Annotated in this window: 10 protein-coding genes; 7 read left to right on the forward strand and 3 right to left on the reverse strand. The window is 74.4% G+C overall.

The genetic code is table 11. The features are described from left to right. Positions 1 to 85 precede the first annotated feature (85 nt). A complete protein-coding gene (locus tag BOQ63_RS16695) occupies positions 86 to 742 on the reverse strand; it encodes a response regulator (protein WP_030287866.1) in 657 nt (218 codons plus the stop codon). After that, entirely contained in the window at positions 739 to 1,956 is a 1,218-nt protein-coding gene (locus BOQ63_RS16700; protein ID WP_051747118.1) for a sensor histidine kinase, read from the reverse strand. Before BOQ63_RS16700 ends, BOQ63_RS16695 begins: the two co-directional genes overlap by 4 nt. A gap of 134 nt (positions 1,957 to 2,090) precedes the next feature. Between BOQ63_RS16700 and BOQ63_RS16705 the strand changes: the two genes are divergently transcribed. Next, complete coding sequence (locus tag BOQ63_RS16705) at positions 2,091 to 3,002, forward strand: ABC transporter ATP-binding protein (RefSeq protein ID WP_072654543.1); 912 nt, start codon at positions 2,091 to 2,093, stop codon at positions 3,000 to 3,002. Beyond that, the gene (locus BOQ63_RS16710) at positions 2,999 to 3,859 is read left to right on the forward strand and encodes an ABC transporter permease family protein (RefSeq protein WP_072654544.1); all 861 of its coding nucleotides are present in this window, start codon (positions 2,999 to 3,001) and stop codon (positions 3,857 to 3,859) included. Before BOQ63_RS16705 ends, BOQ63_RS16710 begins: the two co-directional genes overlap by 4 nt. A 39-nt stretch (positions 3,860 to 3,898) precedes the next feature. Here BOQ63_RS16710 and BOQ63_RS16715 read toward each other — a convergent pair whose 3' ends face one another. Further along, a complete protein-coding gene (locus BOQ63_RS16715) occupies positions 3,899 to 4,660 on the reverse strand; it encodes a tyrosine-protein phosphatase (protein ID WP_072654545.1) in 762 nt (253 codons plus the stop codon). 169 nt (positions 4,661 to 4,829) lie between these two features. On the opposite strand from BOQ63_RS16715, the gene BOQ63_RS16720 reads away from it, so the two are divergent. The 5 genes from BOQ63_RS16720 to BOQ63_RS16740 all read left to right on the forward strand — a co-directional run bounded on the left by BOQ63_RS16720 (position 4,830) and on the right by BOQ63_RS16740 (position 14,711). Continuing rightward, the gene (locus tag BOQ63_RS16720; RefSeq protein WP_072654546.1) at positions 4,830 to 5,600 is read left to right on the forward strand and encodes a GntR family transcriptional regulator; all 771 of its coding nucleotides are present in this window, start codon (positions 4,830 to 4,832) and stop codon (positions 5,598 to 5,600) included. 121 nt (positions 5,601 to 5,721) lie between these two features. Then, complete coding sequence (locus BOQ63_RS16725; protein ID WP_072654547.1) at positions 5,722 to 6,813, forward strand: PucR family transcriptional regulator; 1,092 nt, start codon at positions 5,722 to 5,724, stop codon at positions 6,811 to 6,813. Between the two features lie 301 nt (positions 6,814 to 7,114). Continuing rightward, positions 7,115 to 7,789: an OB-fold-containig protein gene (locus BOQ63_RS16730; RefSeq protein ID WP_167395880.1), complete on the forward strand. Its 675-nt coding sequence runs from the start codon at positions 7,115 to 7,117 to the stop codon at positions 7,787 to 7,789. Positions 7,790 to 7,863: 74 nt separating this feature from the next. After that, positions 7,864 to 9,885, forward strand: a complete 2,022-nt coding sequence (locus BOQ63_RS16735; RefSeq protein WP_072654549.1) for a hypothetical protein — start codon at positions 7,864 to 7,866, stop codon at positions 9,883 to 9,885. Between the two features lie 29 nt (positions 9,886 to 9,914). Beyond that, positions 9,915 to 14,711, forward strand: a complete 4,797-nt coding sequence (locus BOQ63_RS16740) for a DNA repair ATPase (RefSeq protein WP_318299366.1) — start codon at positions 9,915 to 9,917, stop codon at positions 14,709 to 14,711. Positions 14,712 to 14,744 lie beyond the last annotated feature (33 nt).

A 14,744-nucleotide genomic window follows, 5' to 3' on the forward strand; every position in this document is an offset into this window, starting at 1 on the left:
AGGATCCGATGCCGGGAGAAGCGCCGGGGTGGGCTGTGTGGGCCCGCCCCGGCGCTTCGTGCCGTCCGCGGCCCTCCTCGGCGGGTTACGACGGCGCGACCAGGCCGAACTCGTAGGCGTGGATGACCAGGTGGACCCGGTCGCGGGCGTCCAGCTTGGTGAACAGCCGGGCGACGTGCGCCTTGGCGGTGGCCACGCTGATGGTGAGCTCCTGGGCGATCTCCGTGTTGGACAGGCCGCGGCCGACCAGGGTGAGCACCTCGCGTTCGCGCTCGGTGATGCCCGCGGCCGACTTCCGGGGACGGGCGGAGGCGTCCGGCCTGGCGGCGAACTCGCCGATCAGACGGCGGGTGATGCCGGGGGCGAGCAGGGCGTCGCCGGCGGCGACCACCCGGACGCCGTCCAGGATGGTCTCCAGGGCGAGGTCCTTGACCAGGAAGCCGCTCGCCCCGGCGCGCAGCGCGCCGTACACGTAGTCGTCGTCGTCGAAGGTGGTGAGGACGAGCACGTGGGTGGGCAGTTCGGGGTCGGCGAGGATCCGGCGGGTCGCCTCGATGCCGTCCATGCCGGGCATCCGGATGTCCATCACGGCGACGTCCGGGCGCAGCCGGGTGACCAGTTCGACGGCCTCGGCGCCGTTGCCGGCCTCGCCGACCACCTCCAGGTCGGGGGCGTCGGCGATGAGCACGCGCAGCCCGGTGCGGATGAGCGGCTGGTCGTCGACCAGGACGACGCGGATCACGGTCCCACCTCCAGGGCGGCTGCTTCGGGCTTCTCGGGTGCTTCGGTCGGATGGGGGACCGGCAGTCGGGCGGCGACCCGGAAGCCTCCCCCGCGGCGCGGGCCGGCGTCGAACTCGCCGTGCAGCAGGGCGACCCGCTCGCGCATGCCCGCCAGTCCGTAGCCGGTGCCGGCGGGGTGGGCCGACGCGCCCGCGCCCAGGTCGACGACGGTGACGGCGAGTTGCTCCGCGCCGTACTCGACGGTGACGTGGCAGTCGCGGGTGCCGGAGTGCTTGACCACGTTGGTGACCGCCTCCTGGACGATCCGGAAGGCGGCGAGGTCCACCTCGGGCGGCAGGGCCCGGGCCTCGCCGCTGCGGGTGAGCGCGACCCGCACCCCGGCGGCCGCCGTCTTCTCCACCAGCCGGTCCAGCTCGTCCAGCCCCGGGGCCACTTCGAGCGGCACGGACTCCCCCTCGCCCTGCCGCAGCGCGCCCAGCATCCGGCGCAGCCCGGCCAGGGTCTCCCGGCTGGTGGCCTCGATGGCGTCCAGCGCCTTGCGGGTCTCGGCGGGCTGGGTGTCCATGACCCGGCTGCCCATGCCCGCCTGGATCGCGATGATGCCGATGCTGTGGGCCACCATGTCGTGCAACTCGCGGGCGATGCGCAGCCGTTCGGCGGTGACGGCCTGCTCGGCGGCGCGGCCGCGCAGGGCCTCGGCGTGGGTACGGCTCTGGCGGACGGTGTTGCCGATCAGCCAGGCGATCAGGACGGTCGCGGCGAGGCCCGCGTAGGCGTACGGGTTCACCGGGTAGCCGTTGACCGCGCCCCAGCAGAACAGCCCGGTGAGCAGGGCCAGGGGCATCGCCGTCGCGATCGTCGACACCGGGCGGGACCGGGTGACCACGCAGTAGGCGATCACCGCTTCGGCGATCAGGAACTGCACCGGGGCCGTCTCCGGCACCCCCCACATCCCGAGCGCGTAGACGCCGCCGGCCAGCGCCACCGCGACGGCCGCCAGCGGCAGCCGGACCAGCAGGAAGGCCACCAGGGTGGTGACCACGGCCGTGACCACCAGGGGCATGTCCTCCACGTTGCCGTGGTAGTCGAAGAGGAGGCGCGTCTCGTCGGCCCGGGTGAAGAACCGGAACACCACGACGGCCGTCCAGAACGCCCCCACCCACACGCCCGCGGGCAGGCGCCTGAGCAGGGGCGGACGGGGCTCGATGATCATGACGCGATGGTAGCGGCGGGCCGTACGGCGGCACATCGGCCCGCGGGACTAATCCCGGGGGCGGGGGCGGCCGCCCCCGGTTGTGTCCCGCCGCCCGATGCCCGAGTACGGCCCTGACCGGCACCGTTGTCCCCGTGATCGAGATCGAGCGACTGACCAAGCGGTACGGCGCCACCACGGCCGTCGACCAGTTGACCTTCACCGTCCGGCCGGGCACCGTCACCGGCTTCCTCGGCCCCAACGGCGCGGGCAAGTCCACCACGCTGAGGATGATCCTGGGCCTCAACACCCCCACCGAGGGGAGCGTCACCGTCGACGGCGTGCCCTTCGCCGGCCGGCCGCGCGGGCTGCGGCACGTCGGCGCCCTGCTGGACGCGGGCGACGTCCACGGCGGGCGCAGCGCCAAGGCGCACCTGTCGGCGCTCGCCCGCAGCAACCGGATCCCGCTCGGGCGGGTCGACGAGGTGCTGGCCGAGGTCGGGCTCGGCAAGGCCGCCGGGCGGCGGATCGGCGGCTACTCGCTGGGCATGAAGCAGCGCCTCGGCATCGCCGGCGCCCTGCTCGGCGATCCGCCCGTGCTGCTCTTCGACGAGCCGCTGAACGGGCTGGACCCGGAGGGCGTGCTCTGGGTGCGCGGGCTGTTCCGGCGGCTCGCGGACGAGGGGCGGACGGTCTTCGTCTCCAGCCACATGATGGCCGAGATGGAGCACACCGCGGACCGGCTGGTGGTGATCGGCCGCGGACGGCTGATCGCCGACGAGAGCCTCGCCGAGTTCTCGGCCCGCAACGCGCGGTCGAGTGTGGCCGTGCGGGCGCCGGAACTCTCCCTGCTGGTCGACGCCCTGCGCGCCGAGGGAGCCGAAGTCGACCTGATGGAGCCGCAGTTCGCGATCGTCACCGGCATGGCCGCCGAGCGGATCGGTGAACTCGCGCACCGCCACAAGGTGGTGCTGCACGAGCTCGCCTCCCGGACGTCGTCCCTGGAGTCGGCGTTCATGTCCCTGACCGCCGACAGCGTCGAGTACCCGGCTGGAGAGGCCCGATGAGCACCATGACCCTGACCCGTACGGAGAGCGCCCGCTCGGTGGACCCGGCGCCCCGGTTCACCGACCTGCTCGCCGCCGAGTGGATCAAACTGCGCTCGCTGCGCTCGACGTACTGGGTGCTGGCACTGGCCTCGCTGGTGGCGATCGGGATCAACCTGAACGCCGTCCACTCCGACCTGACGTACATCGACCACCCGCCGCGGCCGATACCCGGCCTCCCCCCGTACCGCTACGACGCGCTCTACCACAGCCTCAGCAGCATCGCCTGCTACGTGATGGCGATCGCGGCCGGCAGCCTGGGCGCGATCACCGTGTTCGGCGAGTACACCAGCGGCATGATCCGCACCACCTTCGCCGCCGTGCCCGACCGGCGCGGGGTGATCGCCGCCAAGGTGCTGCTGATCGGCGGGATCACCGCGCTGGCCGGGGCGGTGGTGTCCACGGTGTCCTTCTTCGCCTGCAACGCCATGCTGGCCTCCCGGCACGTCGGGCTCTCCATCGCCCAAGGGGTCAGCCTCCAGGCCGTCATCGCCTATGCGGCGATCGTGCCGGTCTGCGCGCTGATCGGGATGGCCCTGGGCGCGCTGCTGCGGCACGCCACCGCCTCGATCGTCTCGCTGGTGATGCTGCTCTTCATCCTGCCGCTGATGTTCGGCGGGGACCGCTACCGGTGGCTGCACGAGATCGGCGCCCATCTGCCGATGGAGACCGTCAACCGGCTCACCTACAACCCCGACTCCTTGACCACGATCAGCAAGTGGGCACCGAGCGTGCTGGACTCCTGGATCACCATGGGGGTGTGGGCGGTCGTCTCGGTGGCGGTGACGGTGGTCGTGGTACGGCGACGGGACGTGTGAACGGGGCCTCGGGGCCGTGGAGTCGGAAGTCCGCCGCCGTCAGGCTTCCGGCACCGCGGCCTTGGTGCGGAAGGCGGTGAGGGTGGTGGCCGGGACGCCGCAGGCGGGGAGGAAGGAGGCGGCGCCGCCGTGGCGGGTGCGGACGTGGGTGAGGAAGGCGGACATGGCTTCGGCGGGGGCCTGGAGGAGGGGGGCCGGGATGGTGAGGCGGCGGCCCTCGGAGTCGGTGACGCGGGTGGACCCGTGGCCGTTGAGCGCGGTGCGGTGGCGCTCGGCGAGGTTGGCGAAGATCTGCGGGAGGGCGTCGGCGGTGCGGGCGTAGTCGGAGACGATCCGCTCGGCGGGGACGCCGAGGAGGTCGAGCAGCAGGGCGGTGAGCAGGCCGGTGCGGTCCTTGCCCGCGGCGCAGTGGAGCAGGACGGCGCCGGGGCGGATGGTGGCCTCGACGGCGACGGCGACGGCTTCCGGGGCGGACTCGGCGAGCAGCAGGTAGAACTCGCCGAGGTCGGCGGCGGTGGTCATGGTCGCCATGTGGGCGGTGAGGGCGTCAGTGGCGGGGTTCACCGGGGCGGCGACGACGGCTATCCCGGCCTGCTCGGCGGCGGCCCAGTCGGCGGGCCGGGTCTCGCGGGGGTCGCGCAGGTCGACGACGGTACGGATGTCGCAGGAGCGCAGCTGGGCGACGACGGCCTCGTCGGCGGCCGGGTAGGGCTGGGCGGAGCGGTACAGCACGCCGGGGCGGATCCGCAGTCCCTCGGGGTCGCTGAGGACGGCGGGGTCGCGGAAGTTGACCAGGGGCATGCGAGGGGCCTTTCGGTGGAGCCGCACACGGGAGAGGGCTTCCAGTAGGACATCTAGACGTCTAGATGTCCAATCCCTCACCCAGGATCGGAACACCTTTCCATCCCACCTCTGCCGGGCCGCCACGGCGAGCCGGGGCGGCGGCCGTCGGCTTCGTAGGATCGGGTGCGTGGCGACGAACCTCCCGAGCACTCCCCCGAACACCCCGCTGTACCGCCGGCTGGCCCGCCGGCTCCAGGAGCGGATCGACGCCGGCGGCTACCCGGCGGGCGCCCGGCTGCCCAGCGAGCCGGAACTGAGCGCCGAGTTCGGCGTGAACCGGCTGACCGTACGGCAGGCGGTCGCGGAGCTGGAGCGGGCGGCCGTGGTGGAGATCCGCCGGGGCGTGGGCACCTTCGTCCGGCCGCCCGCCGTCCGCGTCTCGATCGCGGTCGACCCGCGCAGCCAGCGCTTCGACCTGGGCAGCGTGCACGAGGCACTGCCCGAGGGGGAGCAGGGGGACGGCGAGTTCGTGGTCGCCGCCCCGCCGGTGACCGGCTCCGCGGAGGACGAGGAGGCGGCCCGTCAGCTCGGCCGGGCGCCGGACGGGCTGTCCCGGCTGGACTCGGTGATCCGCCTCGGCGGGCGGGCCCGGGCCGCGTGCAGCTACTGGGTGCCGTTCGGGCCGCTGCCCGCCGAGCTGGTGCGCCCCGGCCACGCCGGGAACCTGGTGCGGGACCTGGCCCGGGCGGCCGGGATGGAGCTGGAGTACGACTGGCGGGCCTTCGGCGCCATCGGCGCGGACCTGACGGACGCCGAACTGCTGGGTGTACCGGCGGGCACCCCGCTGCTGGTCCGCGAGGGCGTCAGCTGCACCCCGGACGGCACTCCGTCGCTGTACGTCCGGCGGCGGATCGACGGCAGCAGCGCGCGCTTCGTGCTGCACTTCCGCAAGCGTTAGCGCGCGTCTTCCGGATCACGCCGGGAGGCCGCCACCGTAAGGGCCTTGATAAGGTTCCCCGCCCGGAATCAGGCCGCACGGGGGTTGGCAGAACACGGTGACCGAGACGAACGAGTGCGACATGCCCACCGAGCTGGCCGAGGCGTACCTCACCCTGCTCGCCGACGTCTCCCGCACCGGGCGCCTGCTGCGCCGGGACGAGCTGGAGGGGCTGCGCCGGCTCGGCGAGCAGTGCGCCGAGGCCGGCTACGGGCTGCGCGAGGTGGTCTCGCACTGCCTGGCCGCGGCCCGGCGGGCCTGGCAGACGCTGCCCGGGACGACGGGCGCGACCAGCGTCGGCGAGCTGCGCCGGATGGGCGACGCGGTGCTGGCCGCCACGGACGCCGCGCTGGCCGCGCTCGGCGAGGGGCACGAGCGCTCGCAGCGCCTGGCGGTCCGCCAGGAGGAGGCGGCCAGGCGGGAGTTCATCGACGACCTGCTGCACGGCCGCGGCGACCTCGGCCTGCTCGCCGAGCGCGCGGAGCGGTTCGGGCTTCGGCTGGCGGGCGCGTACACGGTGGCGGTGGCGGTCGGCGACGAGCCGTTCGCGGACGTCCATCCGATGGTGCACCGGGTGGAGCGGGAGCTGGCCGGGCGGTTCGGCGAGCGGGACGTGCTGCTGGCCGGCAAGGACGGCCGGCTGGTGTGCATCGCCCCGGACTCCGAGCGGGCCGTGCTGGACGCCTTCGCGGACCTGACGCTGCGCCCCGGCCCCGGCTACCGGCCGGTGCTGCGGGTGGCGACCGGGCGCCGGCACTCGGGCGCGAGCGGGGTGCTGCGCAGCTACGACGAGGCGCTGGACGCGCTGGACTACGCGCAGCGGCTGGGCCTGCCGGCCTGCCGGCTGAAGGCCGAGGACCTGCTGGTCTTCCCGGTGCTGATGCGGGACCGGGCGGCGATGGCCGATCTGGTGCGCAGCGTGCTCGGCCCGCTGACCGAGGCGCGCGGCGGGGCCCGTCCGCTGCTGGACACCATCGCGGTGCAGGCGGAGGCGGCGTACGTGAACGCGGAGGCGGCGCGCCGGCTGGGGCTGAGCGTGCGCACGCTCGGCTACCGGCTGGAGCGGATCAAGTCGCTCACGGGGTACGACCCGGCGGACGCGCTGCAGCGCTTCACCCTGGAGACGGCGGCCATGGGGGCGCGGCTGCTGAACTGGCCGGAGCAGCCGCTGTAGGGCACCTCCCGGAGGGGCCGGCAAACCCGGATGACCTGCCCGGGGCCGTCCTGTTGCCCGACTGTTGCAGTGTCACGGTGAAAGCACGTACCAGGGTGTCAAAAGGCCGTAAAGATTGCCGGATCCTGGCAATGTGCGGGCGCCTCCCACGCTGCCATGATCTCCCCGGCGCCGATGTGCGGCGCCGTCGGAAGGGCGGGGGAGCGTGGCCGGGACGGGGGACTTCTTCGCGGCCGCGCTGGCCTTTCCGACGGCGCTGTTCAGCTTCGCGCTGGTGGTGGTCGTCGGGTACTGGCTGCTGATGCTGATCGGCGGCCTGGGGTTCGACGGCCTGCACGGGGGGCACGGCGTCGGGCACCACCTGGGCGCCGGGCACGCCGGGCACGTGGGCCCGGTGGGTCACGTCGGGCACGGTGCCGGGGGGCACGGTGCCGGGGGGAGCGTGGCCCACGGGGCGTCCGGCGGGCACGGTGCCGGCGGGGGGAGTGCCCACGCACCCGGGCACGGGAACGGCCACCACGGGGGCGTGCTGGACGCGCTGGGGCTGGGCGGGGTGCCCGCGACGGTGGCGGTTTCGCTGCTGGTCGCGCTCGCCTGGTTCGTCAGCCTGGCCGGCACCGTCCTCACCTCGGGGGCACCGGCGCGCGGCGGCGTGTTCGTCGTCGCGCTGGTCGCCTCCTGGGCGGGCACCCGGGCGCTCGTCCGGCCGCTGCGGCGACTGTTCCCGGAGGACCGGCCGGTCACCCGGGCCGACTTCGTGGGCCGGGTCTGCGTGATCCGCACCGGCCGGGTGACCGCCGACTTCGGGCAGGCCGAGGTGACCGCCGAGGACGGCTCCACCGCAACCGTCCAGGTCCGCACCCCGGACCCCGAACCGGGTCTGACGGCCGGGCGCACCGCGCTGATCTACGACTACGACCCGGACGGCGAGCACTTCCTGGTCGCGCCGTTCGACCCGTCCCCGCCGGGCCCCTGACCGTCTCTGACCGTCCATCGGTTCTGGTAATCCACCAACCACTTCGCACCACCATCTCGTCAAAGGACTCCGTGATGGACACCATCGCCGTGGGTTTCGGCGTACTCGTCGCCGTCGTGCTGCTCATCCTGCTCGCCGTCCCGCTCTTCGTGGGCCGCCTGTTCCAGAAGGTCGAGCAGGGCAAGGCCCTGATCGTCTCGCGGACCAAGAAGGTGGACGTCACCTTCACCGGCGCGATCGTCCTGCCGATCCTGCACAAGGCCGAGCTGATGGACATCACGGCGAAGACGGTGGAGATCCACCGGGCCGGCCGGGACGGCCTGATCTGCCGGGACAACATCCGGGCGGACATCCGGATCTCCTTCTTCGTCCGGGTGAACAAGACCGTCGAGGACGTCGTCAAGGTCGCGCAGTCGATCGGCACCGCCCGGGCCAGTGACCCGCAGGCGATCCAGGACTTCTTCGCGGCCAAGTTCGCCGAGGCGCTCAAGACCGTCGGCAAGCAGCTGGACTTCACCGACCTGTACACCCACCGGCACGAGTTCCGGGACCAGATCATCGCGGTCATCGGCACCGACCTCAACGGCTACACCCTCGAGGACGCGGCCATCGACCACCTCGAACAGACCCCGATGAGCCAGCTGGACGGCGACAACATCCTGGACGCCCAGGGCATCCGCAAGATCACCGAGCTGACCGCGATCGAGCACGTGCGCACCAACGAGTACCAGCGCAACGAGGAGAAGGAGATCACCCGGCAGAACGTGGACGCCCGGGAGACCGTCCTGGAGCTCGAACGCCGCCAGGCCGACGCCGAGATCCGCCAGCGCCGCGAGATCGAGACCCTGCGGGCCAAGGAGGACGCGGTGATCGCCCGGGTGCAGGAGGAGGAGCGGCTCAACGCCCAGACCGCCTTCCTGCGCACCGAGGAACTGCTCGGGGTGCAGCGGGAGAACCAGGCCCGCGAGGTCGCGGTGGCGCAGAAGAACCGCGAGCGGGTGATCGCGGTGGAGAACGAGCGGATCGAGAAGGACCGCCTGCTGGAGGTCGTCGGCCGCGAGCGGGAGACCGAACTCGCCGTGATGGCCAAGACGAAGGAGGTCGAGTCCCGCCGCCGGGAGGTCGCCGACGTGGTCCGCGAGCGGGTCGCGGTCGAGCGCACCGTCGCCGAGCAGGAGGAGGCCGTCAAGACGCTGCGGGCCACCGAGGAGGCCGAGCGGATGCGCAAGGCCGTGGTCATCCAGGCCGAGGCGGAGGCGCAGGAGAAGCTCGTCAAGGACATCAAGGCCGCCGAGGCCGCCGAGCAGGCCGCCTCGCACAAGGCCCGCGAGTCGCTGGTGCTGGCCGAGGCCCGGCAGCAGGCCGCCGAGCTGGACGCGGCCGCGAAGGTCAAGCTCGCCGAGGGCGTCCGGGCGGAGGCCGCCGCCGAGGGCCTGGCCCGGGTGCAGGTGCGCGAGCAGGAGGCCGCGGCGGTGGAGAAGGTCGGCCGCGCCGAGGCCGCCGTGCAGGCCGAGAAGGCCAAGGCGGCCGCGCTGGAGGTCGGCGCCAAGCTGAAGGCGGAGGCCGAGGGCCTGACCGAGAAGGCCGCGGCGATGGCCAAGCTGGACGACGCCTCGCGCGAGCACGAGGAGTACCGGCTGCGGCTGGCCGCCGAGAAGGACGTCCGCCTCGCGGGGCTGGAGGCGCAGCGGCAGATCGCCGAGGCCCAGGCCGCGCTGGTCGCGACCGGGCTGGAGAAGGCGAAGATCGACATCGTCGGCGGGGACTCGGTGTTCTTCGAGAAGCTGGTGCAGTCGGTGACGGCCGGCAAGAGCGTGGACGCCTTCGTCGGCCACTCGCGGACCGCCCAGGCCCTGGCCGGGCCGTGGCTGGACGGACGGGCCAGCTTCACCGAGGACCTCACCCGGGTGCTGTCCTCGGTGTCCACCGCGGACGTGCAGAACCTGACGGTGTCCGCGCTGCTGCTCCAGCTGATCGGCAGCGGCGGTGAGCAGGCCGGGCAGCTGCGGCAACTGCTCGACTCGGCGAAGAAGCTGGGGATCGCGGAGACGCCGATCGGGGCACTGTCCGCCGGCTCCGTGAACGGCTCCAAGTAACGACCCGCCGAGCACCCGAGGAACTGACCGTGGACGCCTCCGACACCCGGCTCGACGCCGGCACCTACGAGGTCCTGCGCGACCGGCTCGGCCGGGCCGCCGCCGAACTCGCCGACCGGGCACAGGCCTTGAACGCCCGCCGGGTCGAGGAGTTCGGCGGCGGGGAACTACTGCTCACCGGCGCCGGGCGGCTCACCACCGCCCGGCCCTGCCTGCCGCAGGACCTCACCGCCGCCGGCGGGCTGCTGCTGCTCGGCACCCGGCCCGCCGAAGTGGTCGACGGCGACGAGGACTTCACGGACGTCCTCAGCCTCCACCGGCCCGACGACCTCTCCCCCGCCGAGGGCGCCCTGCTGGACGACCCGCGGCTGCGCCAGGACCTCGCCGACCTGAGCCGCTACTTCCGCGACGCCCGGTTGGAACGGCTGCGGCCGGTCGGCGGCCGGCTGCTCGCCGTCTTCCGCACCGGCCCCGCCGCCGCCGACGTCCGGGTGCTGCGCTGGCGTCTCGACGACGACCGGGTCGACTACCAGGACGGTCGCGGCGAGCGCGACCACGCCCCCGCCGAGGGCCAGCAGCTCGACTGGACGCCGCTCACCCGGGACGACCAGCTGCCCGCCACCCCCGGCACCGCGCCGCGCGCCGACCTCGCCGGGGAACTCCGCCTCGGCGTGGACGGCGGCCGGCTCACCCTCGCCGCCCCCGACGGCCGCGAACTCCACCACGAGCCCCTCGCCGAGGCCCTGCAGACCCTCGCCGACGCCCAGGTCGCCCACGCCCGGCTGGGCACCCTGCTGCTGGTGCGGGTGCGCCCGTACCAGGAGGAGACCGTCCGGCACCTGGTGGTCCACCTGCCCACCGGCAAGGTCACCCGGATCGACGCGCTCGGCCAGGCCTGCCTACGGCTGCCCGCCGACCAGGGCGTGGCCTTCCCCGGCGGCTGCCACCTCGCCGACGGCACCGTGCGCGTCTTCGACCAGCCGGTGGACGGCCTGGTGTACGAGCGCACCCTCCTCTCCCCCAACGGCGAGGACGTGCTGTACGAGTTCCGCTCCGCCGTCGACGGGCACGCGCTGCTCCAGCCGTACAACTCCGTCCGCCAGGAGGCCGCCGCCCCGCTCGCCTGCCAGGGCTACGCGCTGCTCGACGACGGCACCCTGGTCGCTCTGCGCCCGGCCGAGGACGGCCCCACCCGGCTGCACCCCGTCCAGCTGTGGCGGAGCCCGTTCACCAGCGAACGCCACGCCGCCCAACAGCCGTCCGGCAGCGGCCCGTTGGCCCGGATCGGCAACGCCGACCTGGTCCGCGGCCTCGCCGACTGCCTGGCCCTGGCCCGGCTGGCCGCGGCCGGCGCCGACACCCCGGCCGGGCACCGGGCCGTACTCGCCGCCTGCACCCGCACCACCGACCGGCACCACTGGCTCGGCCAGGACGGCCTCGGCGACCTCGCCGCGCCGCTCGCCGAGATCCGCGAGACCGCCCGACAGGTCATCACCGAGTACGAGGCGATCGCCCGCCTCACCGCGCACGCTGCGGCCCGCACCGAAGAGACCGCAGAACACGTCGAGGGCCTGCTGCGCACCGCGCGCGGCGAGACCCTCGCCGACGCCGCCGAATGGGTCGACCGGCTGGCCGCACTGCGCCGCGCCCAGGGCCGGGTCGAGGCGCTGCGCGACCTGCCGCGGGCGGACCGGCAGCGGATCGACGCGCTCGCCGAACACCTCGCCGCCGGGCTGGCCGAGGCCGCCGCCCGGGCGGTGGTCCAACTCGCCGAACCCGCCGCCTTCGAGCCGCACCGGCACCGGGCCGCGGAACTGGCCGAGCACTGCGCGGCCATCGCCACCGCCGCCGAAGCCGGCCCACTGGCGGAGCGGCTCAGCGAGCAGAGCGAGGCCCTGCAGACCGTCTCGGAACTGGTCGGCACCCTCGACCTCGCCGACGCCACCACCCGCACCGCGGTCCTGGACCGCCTCGCCGACGTACTCGGGCTGCTCAACCGCGCCCGCACCACCCTGACCGTCCGCCGCCGGGAGCTGCGCACCCGTGAGGCCGCCGCCGAGTTCGCCGCCGAGACCGCGCTGCTCGCCCAGGCCGTCACCGCCGCCCTCGCCGCCGCCGACACCCCCGAAGCCTGCGACGACCGGCTCGGCCGGCTGCTGCTCCGGGTCGAGCAACTGGAGACCCGCTTCGCCGACGCCGACCCGGCGCTCGGCGAACAGCTCGCCGAGCGGCGCACCGGGATCCACGACGCGCTCACCGCCCGCCGCCAGCACCTGCTGGAGGAACGGGCCCGCCGGGCGGACCGACTGGCCGCCTCCGCCGAGCGCGTCCTCGACACCCTGCACCGGCGCCTCGCCGCCCTCGGCACGCCCGAGGAGATCGATACCGCTCTCGCGGCCGACCAGACCGCCGTCAAACTCCGCGACCTGGCGCGGCAGTTGACCGACCTCGGCGACCGGGTCCGGGCCGAGGAGCTGACCGGACGGCTGCGCGCCGCCCGCGGCCGCGCCCACCGCGCCCTGCGCGACCGCGCCGAACTCGCCGGGGACGGCCCCGGCACCCTGCGCCTGGGCCGCCACCTGTTCGCCGTCACCACCCAGCGCCCCGAACTCACCCTGCTGCCCTGGCGCGGCCGACCCGCCTTCACCCTCACCGGCACCGACTACCGCTCCCCCGTCACCGACCCGGCCTTCGCCGCCACCGAGCGGTACTGGGACCGGGCGCTGCCCTCCGAGACGCCCTCGCTCTACCGGGCCGAGTACCTGGCGGCGAGCCTGCTGCTGGCCGCCTCGACGGAGACGTTGACGGCGGGGACGCTGACGGACCCGCTGTCGGCGGAGGCGTTGACGGCTGGGGCGCTGACGGCTGGGCCGCTGACGGACGGGAACGAGCTGCTGGAGTACGTCCGCCGGGCCGCCGAACAGCGCGCGGACGAGGGCTACCAGCGCGGGGTGCACGACCACGACGCCGCCCTGGTGCTCCGCGCCCTGCTCGAACTCGGCGCCTGCGCAGGCCTGTTGCGCCACCCGGCGGCCACCCGGGCGGCGGCCCAGCTGTACTGGGCACACGGCACCGACGAACGGCAGCGGCTGGTCTGGCACACCCGGGCCCGCTCGCTCGGCCTCGCCCGCCGGGCGTACGGGCCGGTGCCGGCCCTGGCCGCGCTCGCCGCCGAACTGTCGGCCGCCGTCGCGGAGTTCGCGCCGGACGCGCAGGACGTACACGGCACACACGGCACACACGGCGCCGGGGACTACCTGGTGGCCGAACTCGCCGCCGCCGCACCGGTCTTCGTCCACTCGGCGGGCGCGGCCGCACTGCTGGACAAGTTCCGCGCCACCCCCGAGTCCGCCGGACTCACCGAGGCGCTGGCCGCCCTGCCGGAGGAGCCCGAACTGCTCACCGCCCGGCACCAACTGGCCACCGCCTGGCTGGAGTCGGCCGCCCCCGACGCCGACCGGGGCGATCGCGCCGAGGCCGCCGCCGTGCTGCTCTGCCCGTCCCTGCCGCGCCGCCCCGTCGACGGCACCGTCGCCACCCGGCTGACCGGACTGCTCGGCGACCACCCGCGCATCCGCGGCGGCTCGCTGGACCTGCGGCTGGACGAACTGCTCTCCCGTGTACGCGAGTTCGAAGCCGTCGAGATGCCCGGCCACCGCGCCTACCAGCGACTGCGCGGCGAGCTGCTGGCCGCCGAGCACGCCCGGCTGCGGCTCGACCAGTACCGCCCCGCGCCGCTCAACGGCTTCGTCCGCAACCGGCTGATCGACCAGGTGTACCTGCCGCTGATCGGTGACAACCTCGCCAAGCAGATCGGCACCGTCGGCTCCGGCGGACCGGTCGACCGCAGCGGCCTGCTGCTGCTCGTCTCGCCGCCCGGCTACGGCAAGACCACCCTGGTCGAGTACCTCGCCGAACGGCTCGGCCTGCTGCTGGTCCCGGTCAGCGGCCCGGCGCTCGGCCACCACGTCACCTCGCTGGACCCGGCCGAGGCCCCCGACGCCACCGCCCGCCGCGAGCTGGAGAAGCTCAACTTCGCCCTGCACGCGGGCGACAACGTGCTGCTCCACCTGGACGACGTCCAGCACACCTCGCCCGAGTTCCTGCAGCGCTTCATCCCGCTGTGCGACGCCCAGCGCCGGATCGACGGCGTCTGGGACGGCGAGGCCCGCGAGTGGGACCTGCGCGGCAAGCGCTTCGCCGTGGTGATGGCCGCCAACCCGTACACCGGGTCCGGACGGCTGTTCCGGCTGCCCGACATGCTCGCCAACCGCGCCGACGTCTGGAACCTCGGCGACGCCGTCGCCGGACGCGAGGACCTCTTCGCGCTCAGCTTCGTCGAGAACGCCCTGCCCGCCAACCCCCACCTGGCCCCGCTCGCCACCGCCGAGCGCGCCGACCTGGACACCCTGCTCGCCCGGGCCGCGGGCACCCCCGGCGGCACCCTGGCCGGCGCCTGGCCGGCCGCCGAGGTGGAGCGGATGACCGCCGTCCTCGCCGGGCTGCTCCACCTGCGCGGCACCGTCCTGGCCGTCAACCGGGCCTACCTGGCCTCCGCCGCCCAGGACGACCGCGCCCGCACCGAGCCGCCGTTCCTGCTCCAGGGCTCCTACCGCAACATGGCCAAGCTCGCCCAGCGCCTCGACCCCGCGCTCACCCGGTCCGAACTGGACGCCCTGCTCATCGACCACTACCGGGCCGAGGCCCAGCCGCTCGGCGCCGACGCCGAGGCCCAGCTGCTGAAGCTGGCCGAGCTGCGCGACGACCTGACGCCGGAGCAGGCGCGGCGCTGGGCGGAGCTGAAGCGGGCCTGGCGGGAGGCCTGAGGGGGTGTAGCTGGCTACACCCCCGGAAGTGAA

The organism is Streptomyces viridifaciens (genome assembly GCF_001888885.2).
GTDB lineage: Bacteria > Actinomycetota > Actinomycetes > Streptomycetales > Streptomycetaceae > Kitasatospora > Kitasatospora aureofaciens.